The sequence below is a fragment of the Gemmatimonadota bacterium genome (assembly GCA_041390125.1).
GTDB lineage: Bacteria > Gemmatimonadota > Gemmatimonadetes > Longimicrobiales > Gaopeijiaceae > JAGQIF01.
Genome location: JAWKQN010000007.1, coordinates 308,102 through 332,374 on the forward strand (window position 1 = coordinate 308,102; position 24,273 = coordinate 332,374).

Annotated in this window: 18 protein-coding genes; 11 read left to right on the forward strand and 7 right to left on the reverse strand. The window is 71.4% G+C overall.

Annotated features, from left to right (window positions below; translation table 11 throughout):
* Window positions 1–37 precede the first annotated feature (37 nt).
* The 5 genes from cysK to R3E98_09240 all read right to left on the reverse strand — a co-directional run bounded on the left by cysK (window position 38) and on the right by R3E98_09240 (window position 8,190).
* Entirely contained in the window at window positions 38–961 is a 924-nt protein-coding gene (cysK, locus tag R3E98_09220; GenBank protein MEZ4423578.1) for a cysteine synthase A, read from the reverse strand.
* Entirely contained in the window at window positions 958–2,961 is a 2,004-nt protein-coding gene (locus R3E98_09225) for a pyridoxal-dependent decarboxylase (GenBank protein MEZ4423579.1), read from the reverse strand. The genes cysK and R3E98_09225 overlap by 4 nt, the downstream gene beginning before the upstream one ends.
* 99 nt (window positions 2,962–3,060) lie before the next feature.
* A complete protein-coding gene (locus R3E98_09230) occupies window positions 3,061–3,585 on the reverse strand; it encodes a hypothetical protein (GenBank protein ID MEZ4423580.1) in 525 nt (174 codons plus the stop codon).
* A gap of 75 nt (window positions 3,586–3,660) precedes the next feature.
* Window positions 3,661–4,998 (reverse strand): RagB/SusD family nutrient uptake outer membrane protein, encoded by a 1,338-nt coding sequence (locus R3E98_09235; GenBank protein ID MEZ4423581.1) that lies wholly within the window; start codon window positions 4,996–4,998, stop codon window positions 3,661–3,663.
* A gap of 15 nt (window positions 4,999–5,013) precedes the next feature.
* Window positions 5,014–8,190 carry a SusC/RagA family TonB-linked outer membrane protein gene (locus tag R3E98_09240; protein ID MEZ4423582.1) on the reverse strand — a complete coding sequence of 1,059 codons (3,177 nt, stop codon included), beginning with the start codon at window positions 8,188–8,190 and terminating at the stop codon, window positions 5,014–5,016.
* A gap of 364 nt (window positions 8,191–8,554) precedes the next feature.
* Between R3E98_09240 and R3E98_09245 the strand changes: the two genes are divergently transcribed.
* From R3E98_09245 to R3E98_09280, 8 genes are all read left to right on the forward strand, one after another.
* Window positions 8,555–9,571, forward strand: a complete 1,017-nt coding sequence (locus R3E98_09245; GenBank protein MEZ4423583.1) for a DUF4129 domain-containing protein — start codon at window positions 8,555–8,557, stop codon at window positions 9,569–9,571.
* Window positions 9,568–10,161, forward strand: a complete 594-nt coding sequence (locus R3E98_09250; protein ID MEZ4423584.1) for a hypothetical protein — start codon at window positions 9,568–9,570, stop codon at window positions 10,159–10,161. Before R3E98_09245 ends, R3E98_09250 begins: the two co-directional genes overlap by 4 nt.
* Window positions 10,158–11,177 carry a MoxR family ATPase gene (locus R3E98_09255; protein MEZ4423585.1) on the forward strand — a complete coding sequence of 340 codons (1,020 nt, stop codon included), beginning with the start codon at window positions 10,158–10,160 and terminating at the stop codon, window positions 11,175–11,177. The genes R3E98_09250 and R3E98_09255 overlap by 4 nt, the downstream gene beginning before the upstream one ends.
* A complete protein-coding gene (locus R3E98_09260; protein ID MEZ4423586.1) occupies window positions 11,174–12,493 on the forward strand; it encodes a DUF58 domain-containing protein in 1,320 nt (439 codons plus the stop codon). Before R3E98_09255 ends, R3E98_09260 begins: the two co-directional genes overlap by 4 nt.
* Entirely contained in the window at window positions 12,490–13,014 is a 525-nt protein-coding gene (locus R3E98_09265) for a hypothetical protein (protein ID MEZ4423587.1), read from the forward strand. Before R3E98_09260 ends, R3E98_09265 begins: the two co-directional genes overlap by 4 nt.
* Window positions 13,015–13,136: 122 nt before the next feature.
* A complete protein-coding gene (locus R3E98_09270; GenBank protein ID MEZ4423588.1) occupies window positions 13,137–15,491 on the forward strand; it encodes a DPP IV N-terminal domain-containing protein in 2,355 nt (784 codons plus the stop codon).
* A gap of 125 nt (window positions 15,492–15,616) precedes the next feature.
* Entirely contained in the window at window positions 15,617–16,816 is a 1,200-nt protein-coding gene (locus R3E98_09275) for an alanyl-tRNA editing protein (GenBank protein ID MEZ4423589.1), read from the forward strand.
* A gap of 84 nt (window positions 16,817–16,900) precedes the next feature.
* Complete coding sequence (locus tag R3E98_09280; GenBank protein MEZ4423590.1) at window positions 16,901–17,392, forward strand: hypothetical protein; 492 nt, start codon at window positions 16,901–16,903, stop codon at window positions 17,390–17,392.
* 54 nt (window positions 17,393–17,446) lie between these two features.
* Here R3E98_09280 and R3E98_09285 read toward each other — a convergent pair whose 3' ends face one another.
* Both R3E98_09285 and ettA read right to left on the reverse strand, forming a co-directional pair.
* A complete protein-coding gene (locus R3E98_09285) occupies window positions 17,447–18,655 on the reverse strand; it encodes a hypothetical protein (protein MEZ4423591.1) in 1,209 nt (402 codons plus the stop codon).
* A gap of 183 nt (window positions 18,656–18,838) precedes the next feature.
* A complete protein-coding gene (gene ettA / locus R3E98_09290; GenBank protein ID MEZ4423592.1) occupies window positions 18,839–20,521 on the reverse strand; it encodes an energy-dependent translational throttle protein EttA in 1,683 nt (560 codons plus the stop codon).
* 432 nt (window positions 20,522–20,953) lie between these two features.
* Here ettA and R3E98_09295 point away from each other — a divergent pair, with 432 nt between their 5' ends.
* The 3 genes from R3E98_09295 to R3E98_09305 form a co-directional block, all read left to right on the forward strand.
* Window positions 20,954–22,261 carry an amidohydrolase gene (locus tag R3E98_09295; GenBank protein ID MEZ4423593.1) on the forward strand — a complete coding sequence of 436 codons (1,308 nt, stop codon included), beginning with the start codon at window positions 20,954–20,956 and terminating at the stop codon, window positions 22,259–22,261.
* 17 nt (window positions 22,262–22,278) lie between these two features.
* Window positions 22,279–22,659, forward strand: a complete 381-nt coding sequence (locus R3E98_09300; protein ID MEZ4423594.1) for a DUF1801 domain-containing protein — start codon at window positions 22,279–22,281, stop codon at window positions 22,657–22,659.
* 333 nt (window positions 22,660–22,992) lie between these two features.
* A partial coding sequence (locus R3E98_09305; GenBank protein ID MEZ4423595.1) for a tyrosine-type recombinase/integrase occupies window positions 22,993–24,273 on the forward strand: 1,281 nt, incomplete at its 3' end.

Below are 24,273 nucleotides of genomic sequence, written 5' to 3' on the forward strand. Positions count from 1 at the left end.
ATCCGCGCGCGCTGCGCCGGCGGCGCCCTGCGTCGGCCTAGCCGCCGTCCTCGCCGAACAACGACGTCGTGAGGTAGCGCGCGCCGGAGTCGGGCGCGATGCAGGCCACGCGGTGTCCGGGCCCCAGCTCGCGCGCCACCTGCAGGGCGGTGTGCACGATGGCACCGCTGCTCATGCCCACGAACAGTCCTTCCTCGGACGCGAGGCGTCGCGCCAGCGGGAACGCGTCCTCCTCCCACGCCTTCACGACCCGGTCGAGGACCGTACGATCGAGGTTGGGAGGCACGAAGCCGGGTCCCATGCCCTGGAAGCGGTGCGCACCCCGAGGCTCTCCGGACAGCACCGCGGACCGCGCGGGCTCCACGGCGATCACCTGGATCTGCGGCCGGCGCTCCTTGAGGAAGCGGCCCACACCGCTGATCGTCCCGCCCGTGCCGCTCCCGTAGACGAAGGCGTCGAGGCGCCCGTCCAGCCCCTCCCACAGCTCCGGGGCCGTGCCGCGGTAGTGGGCCAGCGGGTTCGCGGGGTTGGCGAACTGGTCGGGCAGCCAGGCGCCGCGCTCGTCGCGGATGCGCTCGGCCTCCGCGCGCGCCGCGATCATGCGCAGCTCCGGATCCGTGAGCACCAGCTCGGCTCCGTACGCCTGCAGCGTGCGCTTGCGCTCCATGCTCATGGAGGAGGGAAGACAGAGCACCAGCCGGTAGCCGCGGGCGGCGCAGACCTGCGCGAGCCCGATGCCCATGTTGCCCGAGGTGGCCTCCACCACGGTGGCTCCGGACCGGAGCAGTCCGCGCGCCTCCGCATCCTCGATCATGGACAGGGCGGGCCGGTCCTTGATGGAGCCGCCCGGGTTGGTGCCCTCCACCTTGACCCACACCTCGGCCATGCCGGCTTCGACCACCCGCTCGAGCTGGACGAGCGGCGTACGCCCGATGAAGCGATCGATGCCGGTGGCCGTCAACGCCACATCTCCTCCTCCAGGACCTCGTCGATCACGCGCTCGAGCCACTCCAGATAGAGGTCCACGTAGCTCCGCCCGCCCGGTCCGTCGAGCAGCCACGGGTTCATCAGCGTGTGTCGCAGGATGAAGAGGTGATCGGACTCGCGCTCGGCATCCTCCGGCACCTGCACGAAGGTGTCGGGATCGACGCCCAGGGCCTCCAGGATGCGGAGCGCCTCCGCGCCGGGGAGCGTATCGCGCGTGAGCGACGTGTAGGAGCCGATGAAGTCGATGGTCTGCACGGGTCGGTCGGGTTCCACCTTCATGTGCGCGAAGACGCGCCGACCGAAGCGGTTGAGGGCGGCCAGGTCCCGGTTGCCCACCGGGTTGAGCGCCAGGCAGATCAGATTGGAATCCGGCTCGAACGGAACGATCAGACGCACCCGATCGGACAGCCGCTCGCCGGCGGCGCGGGCCGCGTCCCAGAAGACCTCGCAGGCGCGGATGGTCTCGCGCAGCACGCGCCCCAGGCCGTCGCGGTCCAGCGGCAGGACCTGGTGCGTCACGTGTACAGCCGCCGCGGCCGCGCCGGGCTTGGATCCCTCCAGGATGTACTGGCCCAGCTTGCGCAGGCTCTCGCTGCGCGAGACCGGATGCTCCTGGTCGCCCAGGTCGAAGACGTAGGCCGCCTCCTGCGCGATGAAATCCACGACCTCGCGGTTGCGCGCCACGAACGCACCGGCCGGATACGGCACGTATCCGAGCTTGTGCGGATCGACCGTGATCGAATCCACCTCCGGGAGCGCCGCGAAGGCCGAATAGAGCGTCTCGCCCGGGAAGTAGCGCAGACCCTCGCCGGCCTCGGCGCGCGTGGCCAACGAGCCGTCGGGACAGCGAAAGACCGCCGTGAGGTACCCACCCCAGGCGCCGTCCACGTGGATGCCGAAGTCGAAGCCGCGCTCGGCGCGGCAGCGTGTGCGTGCCTCCACGATGCGGTGGATGGGATCGACCGTGCCGAACTCCGTGGTTCCGAGCATGCCCACCACCGCCAGCACGGGGGCCTGGGCCTCGCAGGCCGCGCGGAGCTCTTCGTCCAGGTGGCCCGGATCCATGCGCATGTGATCGTCCACCCGGATCCGCACCAGGTTGGCCGTTCCGAAGCCGAGCGCCTTCATGCCCTTGGCCCACGAGTAGTGGGCGGAGCTGGAGACCAGCACGCGCGGCGGTGGCACCTCCGCGTGCTTCTGGAAGAAGCCGGCGGTGCCGAGGTGCTCGATCCGCTCGTGGCGGACGGCGTGGGCGAAGGCGTGGAATCCCTTCCGGGAGCCCTCCGCTTCGAGGCGGCTCGCGACGGCCCGGCGCAGCGCGATGGTGTCGTCGATGGAGAGGTTGAGCAGCTCCCACGTGCTGTAGGCGGAGAGCGGCTTGCGGGCCGGCCCCACGCCCTCGGCGTCCCAGCCCACCCGCCGCGCGCCCTCGCGCAGCGCCACCCCGTAGAACTTGACCGAGCGGAAGTTCCACAGGGCCTCGTAGTTGGCCACCGTGCCGCCGCTCGTCAGGTGCCCCCAGGCGCAGGGCTCACACGACTCGTCCACCGAGTAGCCGAACATGCGCGCCAGGTCCCGACCCGCGGCCAGCTCCATGTCCAGCGTGACGGGCGCGGCCTCCTCCGAGACGTTGTTGGGGTTGTAGAGCGTGGTGACCAGCTTGGCCACGAGGCCGGGCAGCAGCAGGTCGGCGCTCATGTGGCCCACGTACCGCGGATGGAAGAACGGCACGGCGCGCTTGAGGGCGGCGGACAGCTCGTGCAACGCCGCACGGGTCCGGGCCCGCGTCTCCAGGAAGTCGGGCCGGAAGTGTGCGTCGGCGGAGATGCGCAGGCCGTCGTCCGGATGGAAGTTGCGACGCCAGTACGTATGGTCGCGCAGGAACTCGAGCAGGAGGCTCTCCAGCAGGTCGGCGTTCTCGGCCGCGGGGCCGAGGAAGAGCGGCTGGAGGAAGCGCAGATCGTCCTGGTGCATGGAGGCCCTCGGGCGGGTGGCGGAAGCACCCGCTAGGCTACCGCCGAGGGCCGGAAAGGAGCCGCAGCACGGAGGGCGAGCGGACCCCGCCCCCGACGCTCAGCGTCCGAGGCCGAGCAGCGCCCCCAGGGTGCGGATCAGCGTGATCGGCTCGATGACCTCGCCCGGGTCGTCGCCCGGCAGGCCCGACGCATCGGACTTGAACAGCGCGAAGGCCCCGGCGACCGCCGCGACACCGCCCGCCACCGCCAGGATGGTGCGCGGCGTGGAGAGGGTGCGCACCCCGATGTCCCGCGTGTCGGCGCGGGCCACCTGCAGGGTATCGATGAACATCGCGCTGCCGTAGCCCAGCCGGCGGCCATCCAATCGTACCTCGAGCGTCACCGCGTCCCGGTCCGCATCCAGCACCGTGCCGGAAAGCTCCGGCAGGTCCACCCCGTTGGTCTCGCGGATGCGGTCGCGCCCGGCTCCGCTCAGCTCCATCCGCACCCGCTCTCCCGAGATCGGGCGCGGGGCCTCGACGGGGTGGTAGGTATAGCAGGCGGTGGAGCCCAGCAGCACGGCCAACAGGCTGGCCCGAGCGGGGCGGAGAAGCGCGGTGCGCGAGGAGGGAAGCGCGGGCATGACGGGACCTGTGGGGAGAGGGCCGATCGGGACCCCCGGCGGCGCCGGGGGCCCCTCACAGCGATACGACGATCCTTACGAGCAGCTACCCAGGATGTAGCAGTTGGACACGCGCTCGTTCTGGCCGATCACGAAGACCTGCCCGGTGAGCGTGGCCGCGTCCGACGCCGGACCCCAGGAGGCGTCCGTCTCGCCGAAGCGGTACATGTCCCAGATCCGACGCGTGGCCTGGAAGAACAGGTTCACGCGTCGCTCGTGCCGCAGCATCTCCTCGACACTGGGCGCGTGCGTGGCCGGATCGTACGCCGACGCGCCTTTGAGCGCGCGCACCTGATTGATCCGGCTCACTGCCTCGGCCGTGTTGCCCTGGGCCAGCGCCGCTTCGGCCAGGATCAGGTGCATCTCGCGCGCACCGACCACCGTCAGGCTCGGGTACAGGAAGCCCGTCACGAAGCCGTCGATCTTGGCCTGGAGGGCCAGGTCGGCCCCGCCGTCGATGGGATCCTCCAACGTGATGTGGTCCACCCGCTTGCCGGTACCGTCCGCCTGGGCGTAGGCCGGGCCCACCACGAACTCCTGGCGGGAGTTGATCCAGGAGCCTTGCGGATTGGTCTGCGAATTCGCGCTGTAGGCGAAGTCCCAGGTCCAGTCCGCGGTCGGCATGGCCGCCAGCGCCGCTTCCGCCAGCTGGTTGGCGGTGGCGTCGTCCACCAGGGGATTCGCCGGCACCGAACCCTGCGGGTTCAGCTTGTTCCAGAGCGCCTGCGCCCAGCGCGCCCGCGCCTTGAGGGCGGTCGCGGCCACCTTCAGATCTCCGGTGCCCAGCGACTCCGCCTGGTTCAGCCGCTCCACCGCGGTGTCGTAGACCGTGTGCATGTTCGCCTCACCGACCGGCGGACCATCCACGGTGCGGTCCGAGAACGCGAAGTCCTCGAAGTTGTCCGCGATCGTCATGTAGACGATGCCCGAGTACAGGTACGCCCGGGCCTGATCCTGCGCATCCGGCAGATCGGCGGCGAACTCCTCGGCGAACTTGATCGCCTCGTCCGTCAGCCAGCGGGCCTCCGCGAGCGCGTTGAAGAGCGCGTCGCTGCGACCCGCCGGGTTGGTGATGGTGCCGTCGTTCAGCTCGGCCGCCCAGTTCTGGGAGCCCGTGAACTCCAGCTCGTCGCTCACCACGGAGGTGGAGAGCGCGGCGTCCGCCACGGAGGTGGAGGCCAGGGCCAGTGCGCCGTTGACCAGCGCGCTGACCGACGTGGCGTTCTCCAGGTCCTCCTGGACGACGTTGTTCGGGTTCTCGACATCCAGCAGGGAGTCGCAGGCCGCCGTGGAGGCGACCGCCAGCGCGAGCGCCGTCTTCAGGGCTCCGGAGGTCCGCCGCTGCGTCGTCGAGCGTCGAGTCGTGTTGTGCATGATCGTCGCGCCTCCCTAGAAGCCGAAGCGGGCGGAGAAGGTGAACCGCCGCGGCGTGCCGGGACGCCAGCCGTCGATCCCGTAGACGAAGTTCTGCGTCGGGTCGTTGGAGCGGCCCGTCGTCACGTTGTTGTCCGGATCGATCCCGCTGTACTTGGTCCAGAGGTTCAGGTTGCGGGCGGCCGCGCTCAGCGTGAGGCGATCCAGGCCCATGCGCTCCACGACTCCACCCGGCACCGTGTAGCTGAGGCTCAGCTCGCGCCAGCGGATGTAGTCGGCTTCCTCGATGGCATTGAGCCCCGACCACGGCGAGAGCGACACGAACTTCGTCCACTCCTGCGCGGCCTCCAGACGCTGCTCCGGCGTGCTGGCCGGGTTGGCCAGGATGGATTCGATCCGCGCGGTCTCCACCGTGTTGCGGCCCAGCGTGGAGTGCGAGTTCCGGAACGAGCTGCTGATGTTCTGGCGGTAGAAATTGCCGAAGGCGTAGTCGAACTGCGTCGCCAGGCGGAAGTTGCCCAGGAAGGACAGCGTGCCGCCGAACGAGCCGGACCAGTCGGGCGCCGGCTTGCCGCGGTAGTACTCGCCGTCGGGGCCGTTCTCCGTGGCCGGAGCCGCGAAGAGGTTGAGCGCGTCCGGCGTGGTCGGGTTCGACAGGAATGCGAGCATCTCCGCCTGCGAATCCGCCTGCCCATCGCGGTTCTGGTCGAAGGGATAGGGCGTGTCCGCCAGCATCCGCGTGAAGAAGGAGCCGGGCGCGTAGCCCTCCGCGATCCAGGTCCGGTAGCGGTAGTAGCCCACCTTGATCGGCGGAGCGTCACCCATGTCGGTGACCTCCTCCTTCAGGTACGCCGCCGTCAGGAAAGCGTCGAAGGACGCCGACGGCGTGTTGAACACGCTGCCGCGCAGACCCACCTCCAGCCCATTGGCCGTCATCTCACCGAGATTGATGAGCTGGGCCGTGGTGAACCCGCCGGACGGGGCGAAGAGACGGGGCACCAGCACGTCCGTGACCGTGCGGTTCCAGTACGTCAGGTCCAGCGACAGCCGGTCCTCCAGCAGGCCCAGGTCGGCGCCCACCTCCCACTCCGTGGAGACCTCGGGCTCGAGATCGGGATTGCCCAGGTTGGACGGCCGGACTCCCGCGCCACTCGTGGCGGGCAACGGCGAGAACGTCGTGAACTTGTCGAACGCCCCCGGCTGCAGGCCGGACTGTCCGATGGCGGCGCGCAGACGGGCCGACGAGATGGGGCCCATCCCGCTCCAGCCGTCGAGGTCGCTGGGCACGAAGGAGATGCTGGCCTTCGGGTAGACCGCGCCACCGGCGCTCTGACCGAACGCGCTGTGCTTGTCGTAGCGCGCGCCCACCGTTGCGAAGAGGAAGTCCTGGTACCCGATCTGCTCCTGCAGGTACACGCCGGCGTTGACCGCCTCGACGATCTGCTCGCCGGCAGTGGGCTCGGCTGCGGCACCCGTCACTTCCAGGCCGGGGGCCGGGAAGGAGAAGCCGTAGCTGTAGTTCTGGTGGTAGTTGGACTGGAGCAGCTGCGCGCCGCCGATGAAGGACGACGAGAAGTTCGACGACACCTGGTGGTCCCAGGCCGTCTTCAGGTCCAGCGTGACCTCACGTCGGTTGTGGTCGCGCAGGCCGCGGTCGCCTTGCGGGGCGTACTGCGAGACCTTGTCCACGTCCCACCCGAAGCGGCGGAAGTCGATCTCCGAGGAAGACGAGAAGTCCACGCCGAACGTGGCGTCGACGGTCAGGTCCTGCAGCGGATTGTACTGGGCGTTGAAGCTACCCGCGAAGCGCTGGGTCTCCTCGTTCTGCTCGATGTTGTACATCTCGCGCATCGTGGCGAAGCAGCACGTCCCCGTCACGTTGGCATCGCTGGCCAGCTCGGGCTTGGACATGATGGCCATCGAGAACGTACCGGTGGTGTTGTTCCCGTTGGTCGGGACTTCGTGGTAGCGCTCCGTGTACATGGCGTTGAAGCGCAGCCGCACGTCCTCGCCGGGGAAGAAGGTCACGTTGCCGACCGCCTGCTTCTGCTGGTCGATGTCGGACGCCGGACCCCACTGGTTCCCGCCGAAGGACCCGTCTTCGTCCGCGTAGCGGCCGGACAGGAAGTACTGGATGCGGTCCGTGCCGCCCCGCACCGACAGGCTGTAGGCCTGGTGGTTCCCGGTCTCGAAGAGCGGGTCGAGCAGGGGCACCTCGAAGACGTCGTACGGCCCGAGCGAGCCCAGCCCCCAGTAGGAGGCGATGCGGTCCGCGTGGGCCTGCGTGCACCCGTCCTGGATGTAGGACTTGCCGGCGCGGCTGCAGGCGAAGCCTGCGTGCATCGGATACCGGTCCATGTTCTGCTGGGAGAAGCCACCCTCGATGGAGCCTTCCCACTGGGCCTGACCGGCCACGCCCTGCTTGGTGAAGATCTGGATCACCCCGTTGGAGGCTTCGGTCCCGTAGAGCGTGGCGGCGGCCGCGCCCTTGAGGATCTCGATGCGCTCGATGGCGTCGGGGTTGATGTCGTCCAGGCGGGACGCGGCCCCGGCGGCGCCGTCGTTGACCGACGCGTCCACCCGGATGCCGTCCACGTAGACGATCGGGTTGTTGTTCTGCGTGAGCGAGGACGTGCCGCGGATGCGGATCTGGGAGGCCTCGCCCGCCATGCCGCCCGTGGAGGAGAGGTTCACGCCGGCCTCACGACCCTGGATCATCTCCGAGAAGTTGGAGATGGGCGCGTCGCGCAGCTCCTCGACGTTCACCGAGGCCACCACGTTGCCGAGCTTCTTCTTCTCGGTGGCCTGGCCGGCGCCCGAGACGACGATCTCGTCCAGGGTGATGGCGGTCTGACGGAGCGAGAAATCCGCCACCACGGCCTGATCCCCGCTCACCGTCACGGTCATGGTGCCGGCCGTGTAGCCCACCATCTCGGCCCGCACTTCCGTCTGGCCCGCCGGCACCCCCGTGAGCAGGAACCGGCCGGACGCGTTGGACAAGGCGCCGAGGCTGGTGCCCGGCACGTACACCTGGACGCCGTCCAGCGGGCGTTGACTCCCCGCGTCGCGAACGGTCCCGGTGATGGTCCCCTGCTGGGCCGCGAGGCCCGGAGCGAGGACGGCGAGCGCGAGGGCCAAGCCCAAGGTGCTCCAGCGGAGCGTGCCTGCTCGCACGAGGAATCGGGAATGCATGTAGCCTCCAGTCTGTTGGGAGAGGCGTGACGGATTCCGGCCAGTCGGCCGTGACCGGCAGAGCCGGTCGTCTATGCGTCTCCGTTCCCCGCGAACGAAGACGGCATCCAATTCTCTGGACCGTGAAGCCCCGGGGGGACCTTCTGTTTGGGGTGGCGGGCAACGTGCGGCGCGCGCGGACCCGCTGTCAAGAAGGAGCTACGACGCCTCGCGCCCCGGTTTGCACCGTCACGAGAGGCGGCCCACATTGCCCGCTCGATGGGGGCCGTGCGAGCGAGTCTGTACCGGCTCGCGCTTCCGCCCCGAGGGATCGAGGCACGCGCTCGGGTCCCCTCCTCTCCCTCCGCTCGGTCCCATCCGCAACGTGGCGCTCCCGGCTCTCCTCGACCCCCGTGCCCCTGCCGCTCCGCTGCTGCGGGCCGGAGCGGTGTTGCTGGTGTGCGCGGTCGTGGCCGTCGCGGCGAACGGCCTCGCGCTCGTCGGGCCGCCGACCCCGCCGGGGACGCGCATCACGCTCGTGCGCGCGCTCGGCTTCGCGGCCGTGGCGCTGGGGGTCCTCGTCCTCCTGCGGCAGCGCGAGCGTCTGCGCGCCGAGAGCGCGCCGCGTGCGGAGCCCCTCGCCCGCCCGCTCCGCGCGGCGCTGCTGATCATGGTGGTGCTGGCGGCGTGGAGCGCGCTGCTCGGGCCGGCGCTGCCTGGGACCGAGGCGGGCCCCGGGTCCAGCACCGGAGGCGCGCGCGCGATTCCTGGCGATGGAGACACGAATCGTGGTTCACTCCCTCCGCCCCCGAGCCGCGGGGGGGATTCGCCCGTCACGGCGGGGCCCGATCCGACGAGCACCGAGTCACTCACCGATCCGGTCCCTGCTCCCGTGGAGAGCCCGCTGGCGGTCTGGATGCGACGACTGGGCGGCGTGCTCGTGCTGCTCGTGATCGTGGCGCTGGCGTGGGTCTATGCACGCGGGCAGGCGCGCAGACGCGGCCGGCGCTGGTCCCTCTCCCTGCGGAGCGCTCCCGAACCTGCGGTGGACGCGGGTCCCCCACCGGAGCTCCCGGTCGCCCTCGGGGACGACCCGCGGGGACGCACCACGCTGGCCTATCGTCGGCTCCTGGCCGCGCTGGCGGCGCGCGAAGCGGGACGCGAGCCCCACGAAGCGCCGCTGGAGCACCTGCGGCGCGCGCTCGCGCGCTTGCACGTCGAGCCGGCGACGCCCTTCCACCGTCTGGGGGCCCTGTACGTGCACGCGCAGTTCAGTCCCGTCCCGCTCCAGGAAACGCACGCGGTGACCGCCGCCGCCGCGCTCGAGGAGAGCCTGCGGGCGTTGGGCGCCACCGCCGCGCCGACGCACGCGCCGCACCCCTCGTCCGCCGGCCACGCATGAGCGATCCCACGCTGCGCGCCGGGCCCGTCACCGCGGCGGCCATCGCGATCGGTGGGATGGTCCTGCTGGCCGCACCTCAGCACGCGGCGAGCATCGTGAAGGTGGTCGTGGCCACGGCCGCCGTGGCCGCCGGGCTGCACGCCCTGTCGCGCAGCGTGCCCGCCACCGGCTGGATGTCCCCGTTCCGCTGGATGTCGCCGTTCGCGCGCGGCGGGGGCGCACGCCGACGCCGCGGGCGCCGGAGCGGCACGGGCGCGCTGCGTGCGCGCCTGTACGGCTGGCGCCAGCCGATCGAGGGTGGCCCCGCGCTCCCGCCCGCCGTGCTGCGCGCGCTGGCGCCGATCGCGCGCGCGGCGCTCGCGCTCGATCCGCGGGATCCTTCCGCTGGTGCCCGGGCCCGCGCGCAGTTGTCGCCCGAGGTGCGCGCGGTCCTGGAGGCGGCGCCCGAGCGGCGTCTGCGCTGGTATCGGGCGCATCCGCCGGCCCCCCGGGCCGTGGCCGAAGCGGTGGAGCGCATCCTGACCGACATCGACCGTGCCGCACGGGGCGCGCGCGGTCCTCGCCCCCCCTCGGGCCCCGGAGTCCCATGAGCACCACGCCCTCGCACGCGCCTTCGACCCCGATGGACGAGCGGCCATCCCCGCCGCCCGCCGCGCTTCCGCTCGAGGACGCGTTCGCGGTCGCGGAGCGCATCCTGGACGAGGTCTGCCGCGCCGTGGTGGGCAAGCGGGACGTGATCCGGCGCATCCTCACCGGTCTGCTGGCGGACGGACACGTCCTGCTGGACGACGTGCCGGGCGTAGCCAAGACGCTGACGGCCCGCTCGCTGGCGGCCGCAGCCGGACTCGACTTCGCGCGGGTGCAGTTCACCCCGGACGTCATGCCGGCCGACATCACGGGCTCGCTGGTCCTGGACCTGGCCACGCATCGGCCCGAGTTCCGTTCCGGACCGGTGTTCAGCCATCTGCTGCTGGCCGACGAGGTGAACCGCGCACCCGCCAAGACCCAGGCCGCGCTGCTCGAGGCGATGCAGGAGCGCCAGGTCACCGCGGACGGCACCACCTATCCGCTGCCGCGACCCTTCCTGGTCATCGCCACCCAGAACCCCATCGAGTCCGAGGGCACGTATCCGCTGCCCGAGGCCCAGCTCGACCGGTTCCTGCTCCGCACCACCATGGGCTATCCGGCCGAAGCCGACGAGGTCGCCATGCTGGAGGCCCGTGTGGCGCGGCGCACCGACGACGTGACCCTCACACCCGTCTGTGACGCGCCCACGTTCCGCGCGGTGCAGCAATCGGTGGAGGCGGTGCACGTGGAGCCGTCGCTGCTGGCCTACTGTGTGACGTTGGTGCGCGAGACCCGTACGGATCCCGAGCTGGCGGTGGGCTCGAGCCCGCGCGGCACGTTGGCCCTGGTCAAGCTGGCCCGCGCCACCGCGCTCCTGGCGGGACGCGCGTTCGTGGGGCCGGACGACCTGCGGGACGTGGCCGTGCCGGCCCTGGCGCATCGCGTGGTGCTGAGCGACGACGCCTGGGCCCGACGCGTGGACGCCGAGGAGGTGGTCCGGCGCGCCGTGGACCGCGTGCGCGTGCCGGGCGTGCGGTGAGCACGCGCGAGCCCGGCTCCGAGGCGCGCTGGCGGGCCGATCCGCGGCTGCCCGCGTATCTCGTGGCCGGCTTCGGCGCGCTGGTCGCCGCCCTGGCCACCGGGCAGGCGGTGCTGGTCGCGCTGGGCGCCCCCTTCCTGGTGCTGGCGGCGTTGGGGCTGTCCGATCGCGAGCCCTTCGCGCTCGCGGGCGCGGTGGAGCTGGACGCGCTGCGGGCCGTCGAAGGGGGCGAGGTCGCGGGCACCGTGACGGTGGAGTGGCGCGGGGACGCCGACGTGGACGTGCTGCTCACCGGCGCCCGCGGTGTCACGCCGGTCGATCCGGCCCCCGTCCTGGCGTGGTCGCTGCCCGCCGCCTCGGGACCCGCCACGTTCCGCTTCCGTCTGCGCGCGGACGCGTGGGGCGTGCACGAGACCGGCGAGCTGTGGGTGCGGGCCCGCCGTCCAGGCAGCCTGCGGATGGAGGAGCGCAAGCTGGCGGATGCGCCTACGCTCCGGATCCTTCCCACCACGCTGCGGCTCAGCCGCCTGCTCGAGCCCACCGAGGCGCGCGCCAGCGCAGGGATGCACGTCGCGCGGCAGCGCGGGCATGGGACGGACTTTGCCGAGCTGCGTCCGTACCGGCCGGGCGACCGGCTGCGCGACATCTCCTGGGCCACCTCGGCGCGCCTGGGGACGCCCTGGGTGCGCGTGAACCACCCGGAGCGCACCGGTACGGTGCTGCTCCTGCTGGACGTGGTGTTCGGGGACGATGCCGGCGGCAACGAAGCGCTCGCGCGCGCGGCCCGGGCCGCGTGGGCAGTGGCATCGGCCCACCTGCAGGTGCAGGACCGGGTGGGCCTGCTGGCGACCGGTCGCACGGCGGCCTGGCTACCGCCGCGGGGTGGACGGCGCGCGCGGTGGATGCTGCTGGATGCGCTGCTGGGCGTGGGTGGGGCGGCGGAGCGGCAGGCCCGCCCACGGGGCCAGCGCAGCCGTGTGGAGGTGCCGCACGACGCGCTGATCGTAGGCGTGAGCACGTTGCGTTCGCAGATGTTCCTGCCGCCGCTCCTGCACTACCGCCGCGTGGGGCACGCGGTGGCCGTGCTGGTGATCGACACGGAGGACCTGCTGCCGGACACGGGCGATGCGGTGGACCGCGCCACCCGCGCCTTGTGGCGCGCGCAGCGCGACGCCGAGCGACACGCGCTGGTGCGCGCCGGCATCCCGACCGCGCTGGTGACGGTCACCGACGGCGTCGGCCCGGCGGTGCAGACGCTCCGGCGGCGCCTGGATGCGCTGAGCCACCCCAACCGCGCGGCCGTGCGGGCCGGATGAGCGGGCGGACCCGACTCGAGCGGTGGGGCCCGGCCCGCGTGGCCCTGGCGCTGCTGGCGCTGGCGCTGGGGGTCGCCACCGCGCGCGCCTTCCACGTGGCGGGCGCGCCCGCGCAGCTCGCGCTCGTGTACGGCGCGCTGGTGTTGGGTGCCGTGCAGGTCCCGGCGGCCATCACGCTGCAGGTGGTGGCCGGGCAGGTCCTGCTCGCGGGGTGGGTGCTGAGATCGTCGGGACCGCTCGGCCCGGAGGCGCTGCTGCGGCTGGGCGCGACGCTCTTTGCGGTGGTGGCCACGGCCGAGCTGCTGGCCGCGGTGGCCCGGCTGGACCTGCCCGTGCGGCGGGGGGCGTCGGGGGAGCTGCCGCGCACGGCTTTCGCGGCCAGCCTGGCCGCGCTCTGCTTCCTGCTGCTCCTGCCCCTGCGCCGCGTCCCCGGCCCCGGCGGTCTGGCCGGCGTCCTGGCGGCCGCGCTGGGCTTCCTGGTCCTGGCCGGCCTGCTGCGGGTGGGCGGGGAGAGGGGCTGAGGGCGGGCGCACCGCTCGTCCCATCCGCTCCGCCGTCCTACATTCGCCCTCCGTGCGCGGCACCTCCTCCACGTCCGCGCCGTGCGGTCGCCTCTACACGTCCCTCCCCAAGGAGCGTGCCCATGTCCGTCCCCGTCCTGCGTCCCGTCTCGTTCCTGGCGGCGTGCGCCGCCCTCCTTCCTCTGGCGGAGGCCGCCGAAGCGCAGACCGTCGACTACAATCGCGCGGAGCGCTTCCTGTCCTGGCACACCGAGCGGATGATCTCGGGAGACGAGGTGGCGCCCGAATGGCTGGAGGACGGGCGCCGGTTCTGGTACCGCAACCACCTGGGCGAGGGTCACGAGTTCATCCTGGTGGACCCGGCGGTACCTTCGCGCCGGCCTCTGTTCGACGCGCATCGGCTGGCGGCGGCCATGTCGATGGCGGACGACACCGCCTACGTGGGCACGAAGCTGCCCTTCACGACCTTCGAGTTCGTGGATGAGCTGCGCTCGATCGAGTTCAAGGCGAGGAAGCGCCGCTTCGTCTGCGACATCACACAGTACGCCTGCACGGTGGGCGACACGTTGCCGAGCGACGTGCCCTACGTGGAGTCTCCGGACGGGCGCTGGGAGGCCTTCGTGGTGGAGCACGACCTGTACGTCCGTCCGACCGGGGGCGGCGACTCCGTGCGCGTCACCACCGACGGCGCGGAGTTCAACAGCTACGGCCTGACGGTGGCGCGTCCCAACCAGGTGCGGGAGAAGACCCCGCGGCGGCCGGATGTGCGCTGGTCCCCCGATTCCCGGCGCCTTGCGGTGGCACGCCAGGACGAGCGGGACGTGGAGCATCACCACTACCTGTCCATGACGCCGCAGCGACCGGTGCACTACTCCTATCCGTACGCGCTCCCGGGGGACTCCGTCATCCCGTTCCCGAACGTGCACGTGATCACGTTGGAGCCGCCGGAGGCGGTGGACAGCGATGCGGCCCTTCCGCGCGTGGTGGGCAACGTGGCGGTGACGTTCCCCATGCGTCCGCTGCAGTCCTCCTTCCAGGGCTCGCTGCCGGACTCGGCCTGGAGCGAGGACGGGTCCACGCTCTACGTGACGTCCACCACGCGGGCATACAAGGACATGTTCCTGACGGCGGTGGACGTGAACACCGGGCAGCACCGCCAGCTCGCGCACGAGACCAGCAAGACGTACGTGGAGATGTCGCACGGCAGCCGGCTGGACCCCGCGTCCTGGTACGTGTTCGGGGACGGGAACGTGCTCTGGTGGTCCCAGCGGGACGGATGGGCCCATCTCTATCTGCTGGACGAAAGCGGTGCGGTGGAGCGTCAGCTCACCTCGGGCCCGTGGATGGTGGAGCGCGTCATGCACGTGGACGAGCCGCGCGGACAGGTGTACTTCGTCGCGCGTGGCCGCGAGGCGGATCGACTCGTCTACGAGGCGTACCTCTATCGCGTCAACCTGGACGGCTCGGGCTTGACGCTGCTGACGCCGGAAGACGGCCACCACGACATCACCTGGTCGCCGGACGGCTCGGTGTTCGTGGACCGCGTCTCGAAGATCGGCTCCGCGCCGGAAAGCCTGCTCCGGTCGGGACGGGACGGCCGCGTGCTGCTCCCGCTGGAGACGGCGGACATCCATCGCCTCGAGGAGGAGATCGGCTTCCAGCCCGCGGAGGTGTTCACGGTCAAGGCCCGTGACGGTGTGACCGATCTCTACGGGCTGATCTACTTCCCGCCGGACGTGGACCCGAACGGCAGCTACCCGATCATCACGCACATCTACCCGGGCCCGCAGGTGGGCTCCGTGGGACGCACGTGGGACTTCCGCAGCGGCGGGGACGACTTCGCCCTGGCGCAGCTCGGCTTCGTGGTCATCCAGCTCGACCACCTGGGCACGCCCTGGCGGTCCAAGGCCTTCCACGACAACTACTACGGCGACTTCAACGACAACGGTCTGCCCGACCACATCACGGCCATCCGTCAACTCGCGGCCCGGTATCCCTTCATCGACCTGGACCGGGTGGGCATCTACGGGCATTCCGGTGGAGGCTTCGCCACCACGGACGCCATGTTCCGCTTCCCGGACTTCTTCAAGGTGGGCGTGGCCGGCGCGGGCAACCACGACAACCGCAGCTACAACATCTACTGGGCCGAGAAGTACCAGGGCGAGCTGGTGCGCGACACCGTGAAGGGCACGGACAACTTCGAGGAGGAGGCCAACAAGTCCCATGCGGCCAACTTGAAGGGGAAGCTCCTGCTCATGCATGGCGACATGGACGACAACGTGCATCCGGCCATGACCATCCAGGTCGTGGACGAGCTGATCAAGGCCAACAAGGACTTCGATCTGATCATCGCGCCGAACCGCGCGCACGGGCTCAACGAGCCCTACTTCGTGCGGCGGCGTTGGGACTTCTTCGTGGAGCACCTGCTGGGCCAGGAGCCGCCGGCGGGCTACGAGATCAAGCGACCGGAAGGATGAGCAGAACGGGATGGCGTGGGCGACCGCATCGTGACCGCAGGGACAGACAGACGGTGACCGGAGGGACGAGCAGACCGTGACCGGAGGGACGAGCAGACCGTGACCGCAGGGACGAACAGACCGTGATGGAGCTGGAGACCCTTCCGGCGTACGAGCGCGATCCGCGCCAGGTGCGCCTGGAGACCGAGGTGCTGGAGACCGGCGAACAGGACGGCCGGCCGTACGTGGTGCTCACCGACACCGTGCTGTATCCCGAAGGCGGCGGACAGCCGGCGGACCGGGGCACGGTGGCCGGCGTGGCCGTGCTGGACGTGCAGCGCGTGGAGGGCCGGATCCGCCACGTCCTGGCGGGTCCGGCGCCCTCCGGCCCGGTGCGTGTGGAGCTCGATTGGGCGCGCCGGTTCGACCACATGCAGCAGCACACCGCGCAGCACCTGCTCACGGCGGTGGCGGACACCCGGCACGGGTGGCACACCACCGCGTTCCATCTGGGGGAGGACGTCTCCGATATCGAACTGGACGTCCCCGGGCTCTCCTCCGCGCAGGTGGCGGATCTGGAGGAGGCCGTGGCGGCGGAGGTGCGCGCGGCCCGGCCCGTGACCGCGCGGCGGGTGGACGCGGAGACCTACGCCACGCTCCCGGTGCGCTCGCGCGGCTTGCCGGCCGGGCACACGGGCAGCATCCGCCTGGTGGAGATCGACGGCATCGATCTCAACACCTGCGGGGGCACCCACTGCGCGTCCACCGCGGAGCTGGAGGCGGTGAAGCTGCTGGGCACCGAGCCTGTGCGCGGCGGCACGCGGCTGTTCTACGTCGCGGGCGGCCGGATGCGCCGGACGCTGGGTGCGCACCATGCGCGCGCGGCGGCGCTGCGCGGGGTGCTGGGCGTGGGCGACAGCGAGCTGGTCGGCGCCGTGGAAGCGAAGCTGGCCCAGCTCAAGGAAGCGCACCGGAGCGTGCGGGCGCTGGAGGAGGAGCTGGCGGTGGCCACCGCGGAGCGCTTCGCCGCGGCCGGGCATGCGCTCTGGGACGCGCACTTCCCGGAGCGCGGTCTCCCGTTCCTGCAGCGCATCGCGCGCGAGCTGGAGCGCATGGCTCCGGCCGCCGCGGCCTTCCTCACCTGTGGCCCGGGCGAGGAAGGCGCCTTCGTGCTGGCCGCCGGCCCCGAGGCCACGCTCGACCTCCCGCGCGTCGGGCCCGCCGTGGCCGAGGCGCTGGGCGGCCGGGGGGGCGGGTCCGGTCGTCTCTACCAGGGGAAGGCGAGCCGGCTCTCGGGTCGGGCGGAGGCGCTGGCACGGGTGCTGAGCGCCTCATCGCCGCATTGACCAGGAACTGGCGCGCCCGCTGAGCCGTCGATCGCTCCTTGGCGCTTTCCTACCGAGGGATCTCCCAAACCCACGGAGGAAGCGATGCCCCCGAGGAACAGATCGTCCTGGCGTCTGCTGGTCGGCGCGTGCGTGCTGCTGGCCGGCTGCGACTCCCCCGCCCATCCGCCGGGCGAAGCGGAGGACGCCGAGTTGTATGCGCTGTACCAGCAGGCCATGTCGCTGCAGCAGCGCATGGAGGCGGCGGGCGACGTGCTCCCCGAGCACGTGACTGCGTTGAACGCGCTGGTCGACGATGTGGTGGCGTTCCAGAGCCGGTATGGGCGGAGCGACGTGTTGCTGAAGCACACGGCACCGTCCCGCCCGCTGGTGGGCACCGCGGTACCGATCGATCCTACGCCGACGCCCACCGGATGTCGGGGTCCGTGCCCATCCTTCCAGTGGTACTCGCCCACCCGCATCTGCTTCCTGAGCGAGGTGACGTGCGATCCAGACGGTCGCAACACGGTCTGCTACTACCGGACGTGCCTGAACTTCCCGATCTGGTTCGACAAGGCCGAGGCGCTCGCCCGCTGACCGCTACGGTGCGAGGACCCGCCCCCGCGCGGGTAGCGGGTCCTCGCCCGTCCCCTACTTCGTGTGCGTGGCGAAGAACGCACCGAACAGCCGCGGCGCATCGATGCCGCCCGGGTTGTTCGGCGGATAGCGCCGCCCCGGCCCGCGCGCGAACTCGTGCTGGAGGCCCGCGACGATCCACCATTCGAGCTCGTTGCCGCTGACGTTGCCCGGTAGTGGCGTCTGCCAGGTCATCCCGGTGGCTCCGCCGCCCGCCGACACCGTGAAGGCTGCGTCGTCGAGTTGCAGGGACGCGGCCATGGCCACGCGGCGTTCGTCCATGTCCGCGTAGCTGAACAGCACCGCGGCATTCAGCGGTACGGCCGCTACGGGCGGCTGGCCCGGCAGGAGGTCCGCGTTGATGCCCTGGATCGCGTACGAGTCCTGGGTTCCGAGGAGGAACTGGAAGGGGATCGGGACGGAGGCGACGAAGGCCTGCGGGAAGGGCCGGGTGACGGCCGCGCCCGACGCGACGCGGGCGCCGAGCTCGATGGCCACCCGGCCCGCGAAGCTGCCGCCGTTGGAGAATCCCGACACGTGGATGCGGCGGGTGTCGATGCGAGCGCTCGCCTCGGCGTCGTCGAGCAGCGTCGTGGTGAAGGCGATATCGTCCAGCGGCCAGGGCGAGCCCGCGGGCAGACCGGCCGGGACCCAGGTGGTATCGATCTCCTGGATCAGCCCGTATGCGTTCCACTTGGTCTCGGAGCTGCCACTCGACAGGCGGTAGGTCACTCCGCTGGGGAAGGCGACGATCCACCCATTGGCGTCGGCTTCCTCCTGCCAGGAGGACTGCTCGTAGAACAGCTCTCCATGCTGCGCGCTGCCGTGGTACATCACGATGAGCGGGACATCCGCGCCGGACGTCACGAGCGGATGGTTGGGAACGTGGACCACGTAGCGCCGGTCCACGCCGTCCACGGTGACGATGCGGCAGTTGATCCCCACGTCGAACGGCGTGCCTGCGGGGTGGAGCGTTCCGGCGGTACGGCAGGCATCCCAGACCGGACGAGCGGAGGACGGCAGCGACGCGATCACCTTCGCGGCCCACGCCGGAGCGGCCGCCCGCGTCAGCGCCTCGGGCCTGGGCTCGCGAGGCTCGCTCGGGGAGTCGTGGTCGCACGCGCCGACGAGGAGCGCGCAGAGCGTCGCAGTGAGAAGCGGTCGGATCGGAGTCTTCGGGAGTGCAAGGGACCGGGACGGTCCCGACGTCGTCGTATCGTACATGGCGGTATCCCCGTTCAGGTGCGGCCGGCATGGCCGCCGGGAATCCCGGCGTCGGGTCGGTGCCAGAGTGGACATGGATTCCGGCGGGGCGGCGACGGCACGCCCGCCGCCGCCCGCGCGGATCCGCGCCACCCGGGTCTCAGCGGTGCACCTCGACCCGGAACCTGTCCGGGAGTCGCTCCCTCAGCCGTGCACGAGCTTCCGGTACTTGAGGCGGTGGGGCTGCGCGGCCTCGGCGCCCAGCCGCTTCTTCCGGTCCTCCTCGTACTCCTGGTAGTTGCCCGGATACCAGACCACCTCGCTGTCGCCCTCGAAGGCGAGGATGTGGGTGGCCACGCGGTCCAGGAACCAGCGGTCGTGGGAGATGACCAGCACGCAACCGGCGAACTGCAGGATGGCGTCCTCCAGCGCGCGCAGCGTGTCCACGTCCAGGTCGTTGGTGGGCTCGTCCAGCAGCAGGACGTTGCCGCCTTCCTTGAGCAGCTTGGCCAGGTGCAGCCGGTTGCGCTCGCCGCCGGAGAGGACGCCCACCTTCTTCTGCTGGTCGGCGCCCCGGAAGTTGAACCAGGACAGGTAGGCGCGGCCGTTCACCTCGGCGCGACCGAACTGCAGCGTGTCCAACCCGCCCGTGACCTCCTCGAAGACGGTGTGGTCGCCTGCGAGCGCGGCGCGGCTCTGGTCCACATAGGCGAGCTGCACGGTCTCTCCCACCTTGAGCGTGCCGCCGTCGGGCTGCTCCTGGCCGGTGATCATGCGGAAGAGCGTGGTCTTCCCCGCGCCGTTGGCGCCGATGATCCCCACGATGGCGCCGGGCGGCACGTCGAAGGAGAGATCGTCCACCAGGAGGCGGTCGTCGTAGCCCTTCTTCAGGTGGTCGGCGCGGATGACCACGTCACCCAGACGCGGGCCCTTGGGGATCAGGATTTCGGCGGTGCGCACCTGCTCGCGCTCGTCCGCGGCCAGCAGCGCCTCGTACGCGGAGAGACGGGCCTTGCCCTTGGACTGGCGGGCGCGGGGCGCCATGCGCACCCAGTCGAGCTCACGCTCCAGCGTCTTGGCGCGCGCCGAGTTCTGCTTCTCCTCCACGCGGAAGCGCTCCTGCTTCTGCTCCAGCCAGGAGGTGTAGTTGCCCTTCCACGGGATCCCCTTGCCGCGGTCCAGCTCCAGGATCCACTGGGCCACGTTGTCCAGGAAGTAGCGGTCGTGCGTGATGGCGACGATGGTGCCGGGGAAGGCGGAGAGGTGATGCTCCAGCCAGGCCACGGACTCGGCGTCCAGGTGGTTGGTGGGCTCGTCCAGGAGCAGCATGTCGGGCTGCTCCAGCAGCACCTTGCAGAGTGCCACGCGGCGGCGCTCGCCACCGGAGAGCGTGGTCACGTCCGCGTCGGCGGGCGGAAGCCGGAGCGCGTCCATGGCGATCTCCAGCTTGCGGTCCAGCTCCCAGGCGTCGGCCGCTTCGATCTTCTCCTGGAGGGACGCCTGCTCCTCGATGAGCGCGTTCATCTGGTCGTCGTCGGTCACCTCGCCGAACGCCAGGTTGACCTCCTCGAAGCGCCGCAGCAGGTCCCGCGTCTCCTTCACCGCCAGCTCCACGTTGCCCTTCACGTCGAGCGTCGGGTCCAGCTCGGGCTCCTGCGCCAGGTACCCGATGCGCGTCCCCTTCATGGCCCAGGCCTCGCCCTGGAAGTCGGCGTCCACGCCGGCCATGATCTTGAGCAGCGAGCTCTTCCCCGAGCCGTTCGGTCCCACCACGCCGATCTTGGCGCCGGGGAAGAACGAGATGCTGATGTCCTCGAGGATCTTGCGCTGCGGCGGCACCACCTTGGTGAGGCGGTGGGTGTGGTAGATGAACTTCTGCTCGGCCATGGAGTCGGGGTCGGGTCGGGTGGATGGACGGTCCGGGCGATCGATCGCGCGTCTGCCACGCGGAGTTCCCGGTGCGGGCGCGGGGCCCTCTCCGCGGCGGCGCTGCGATGCGGGCCGGAATCTAACCCGACGGTCCCGTACCGGGAGTGCGGCCCTCCGCGGCCAGTCGCCGAATGATCGCCCTCGCCTTTCTGGACGGCTGCCGGCCGACCGCCCCCACTCTCCCCTGCGGACGGCTGCCGGTCCACCTCGCCGCCTTCATGGAATGCCGGTCGCCCTCGCCGCCCTCATCCGTGCCGGTCGATCGCCCTCGCACTCCCTCCCCGCCGGCCCCTCTGCGCCTGCGCGTGCGGGACCGGCCCCGTCCCCCGTAGGTTCCGGCCTCGAAGCGGCACTGCGGCCCCTCCTGTCCCACAGTACCCGAGGTCCTCCATGAAGCAGATTCCGGCGATCCTGTTGGGCGCCCTCCTTCTCGCCACCCCGCTCCACGCTCAGAGCGGTGGCATGGCCGACCGGATCCAGGCCGCCGTCGAGGCCGTCGAGGGACAGGTGGTCGAGTGGCGTCGTGACATCCACCAGCATCCGGAGCTCGGCAACCGGGAGTTCCGCACGGCCGCGCTGGTGGCGGAGCACCTGCGTGGGCTGGGCATGGAGGTCCGCACCGAGGTGGCCCACACCGGCGTCGTGGGCGTGTTGCGCGGCGGACGGCCGGGACCGGTGGTGGCGCTGCGCGCGGACATGGACGCGCTGCCCGTCACCGAGATGGTGGATCTGCCGTTCGCATCCAAGGTCCGGACCGAATACAACGGCCAGGACGTGGGCGTGATGCACGCCTGCGGGCACGACAACCACGTCGCCATCCTGATGGGGGTGGCGTCGGTGCTGGCGGGAATGCGCGCCGACCTGCCGGGCACGGTCAAGTTCATCTTCCAGCCCGCGGAGGAGGGGGCGCCCGCCGGAGAGCGCGGCGGCGCGGCACTGATGTTGGAGGAGCAGGCGTTCTCGGATCCCGTGCCCGAGGCCGTCTTCGGGCTGCACGTGTTCCCCGCGCCGGTCGGGTCGATCCTCTATCGCAAGGGCGGGTTCCTGGCGAGCGCGGACAACCTGCGGATCGTGGTACGGGGCAAGCAGACGCACGGGGCGATGCCGTGGGGCGGCACGGACCCGATCGTCACGTCGTCGCTGATCGTGACGGGACTCCAGACCATCGTGAGCCGACAGGTGGACCTGACCGACTCGCCCGCCATCGTGACCATCGGCTCCATCCAGGGTGGCGTGCGCGGCAACATCATCCCCGACTCCGTGGTGATGGTGGGCACCATCCGGTCGCACAGCGCCGCGGTCCAGACGCTCGTGCACGAGCGCATCCGCCGCACCGCCGAGTCGATCGCGGCGTCCCAGGGGGCCGAGGCCGAGGTCACGATCGACATCGGCTATCCCGTCACTGCGAACGACGCGGCCCTGACCGACCGCATGACGGAGACCCTGCGCGGCGTGGTGGGCACGCAGGGACTCGTCGAATCGCCGCCCATCATGGGGGCCGAGGATTTCTCCTACTTCGCCAACGAGGTGCCGGGCCTGTTCATCGGCCTGGGCGTGACCCCACCGGAGAACCCCGAGATGGGCGCGCCGAACCACTCCCCGTTGTTCTACGCGGACGAGCGCGCGTTGCCGATCGGCATGCGCGCCCTGGCGGGACTGGCGCTCGAATACCTGAGCGCGCGTCCGGCGATGGACTGACCGGTTCCGGAGGGGACGTGGAGCCCGACAGCATCGACGGCTACATCGAGGCCCAGCCCGCCGCGGTGCGCGGGCGCCTGCACGAGCTGCGCGCAACCATCCGCGCAGCCGCGCCGGATGCGTCGGAGAAGATCAGCTACCGCATCCCGACCTTCGAGCATCACGGCTCGTTGGTCCACTTCGCCGCGTTCGCGAACCACGTCGGGTTCTATCCCACACCGAGCGGCATCGAGGCGTTCGCGCACGAGCTCGAGGGATACACGCACGCGAAGGGCTCCGTCCAGTTTCCCCACACCGAGCCGCTGCCGCTCGATCTGGTGCAGCGGATCGTGCGTTTCCGGGTGGCGGAGAACGAGGAGAAGAAGGCGAGGAAGGACGACGCCAGGAAGGCGAAGTAGGGCGAGGCCCGGAGGGGGAAGAGGCCCGCGGGGAAGAAGGACGAGGCCAGGAAGGCGAAGAAGGGCGAAACAGGAAGGCGAGGAAGGACGAGGCCCGGACGGCCAAGAAGGACGAGGCCCGGAAGGCCAGGGAGGACGAGGCCCGGAAGGCCAAGCGGGCCGCGGGGACGAAGGGCCCAGCGGGCGGCACGAAGCGGCCCCGGCGGTAGCGTCCCTCCGCGGTGGCCGGGACTGCGGGTCGGCCGTACCCACGCACCCGCGGCGGAGGCCGCCCGGCGAAGCCCGACCCATCCCGCCATGGCCGCGCCGCCCGGGCCGCGCCTCCGTTGGTCGATGGAGAGACGCCCCATCGCCCGCGTCCGGATCCGGGCCGACGACCGGATCGAGATCACGCTGCTCCGCGGATTCAGCGCGGCGGACCTCGCGACGGTCCGCGCGCTGCCGGGCCGCACGTACGTTGCGGAGCGCAAGGTCTGGCAGGCTCCGGGAGCCGAGGCGGCGCTGCGCGCCCTGAGGGCGGCCTTCGGCGAAGACGGGGTCGTCGTGGTGACGGAAGAGGGAACCGGCGCGCGCGCCAGGGGCCCCGACGGCCCCCAGCCGGTCCAGCCCTCCGTGGCGGCGGGGACGCGACCGTGGGAGCGACCCCACGTCCCCTCCGGTCCGCGGGATCGATCGGAGGTACCGGAACGCTCGGCCCCACGGCGAGGCTGGTCTCCGTCGCAGCGACCGGACGCCCTCTCTCCTCCAGGAGACCGACCCGCTCCGGCCGGTGCGCCCCCGCCGACGAGACACGGCCGCCCGGCCGGCCCGCCACCGCATCTCCCGGTTCGCCACGGCGATCTCCCCGAAGCGGAGGACCTGCTCGATCGCGTGCGGCAGGCCCTCGTCCTGCGCGGGTATGGGCGGACGACGGTGAAGGTCTACCTCGGCCACTTGCGGCGCTTCCTGACCTGGTGCGGGAACGGGATCGCCCGCCTGCCGGATGACCCTGCCGGGAAGGGGCAGGCGTACCTGCTGTCCCTGGTGGAGGATCGCGGGGTGTCGCGGAGCTACCAGAGCCAGGCGGTGAGCGCGCTGCGGTTCCTGTGCGAGTCGGTGCTGGGACAGCCCACGCTCGCGCTCCGCATCCCCAGACCGAAGAGGGACCGTCCCCTCCCCAGCGTGCTCAGCATGGAGGAGGTGTCCCGCCTGCTCAAGCGCACGAGGAATCCGAAGCATCGTGCCTTGCTGATGCTGCTCTACTCGGCCGGCCTGCGGGTGAGCGAGGTCGTGCGCCTGAAGCCCGAGGACCTGGACCTCGACCGGGGGCTGGTGCGGGTGCGGAGAGCGAAGGGCCGGAAGGACCGCTACACCCTGCTGGCCCGCCGCGCCGTCGACGCGGTGCGGATGTACACGGATGCGTATCCCACCGGCCCGTGGCTCTTCCCCGGGGACCGGCGAGACCGTCACCTCACCACCCGCTCGGTGCAGCGGATCGTCAAGCAATCGGCGCGCGCCGCCGGCATCATCAAGAACGTGACCACCCACACCCTGCGGCACAGCTTCGCGACGCACCTGCTGGAGGGAGGCACCAACCTGCGTGTCATCCAGGAGCTCCTGGGCCACCAGAGCACC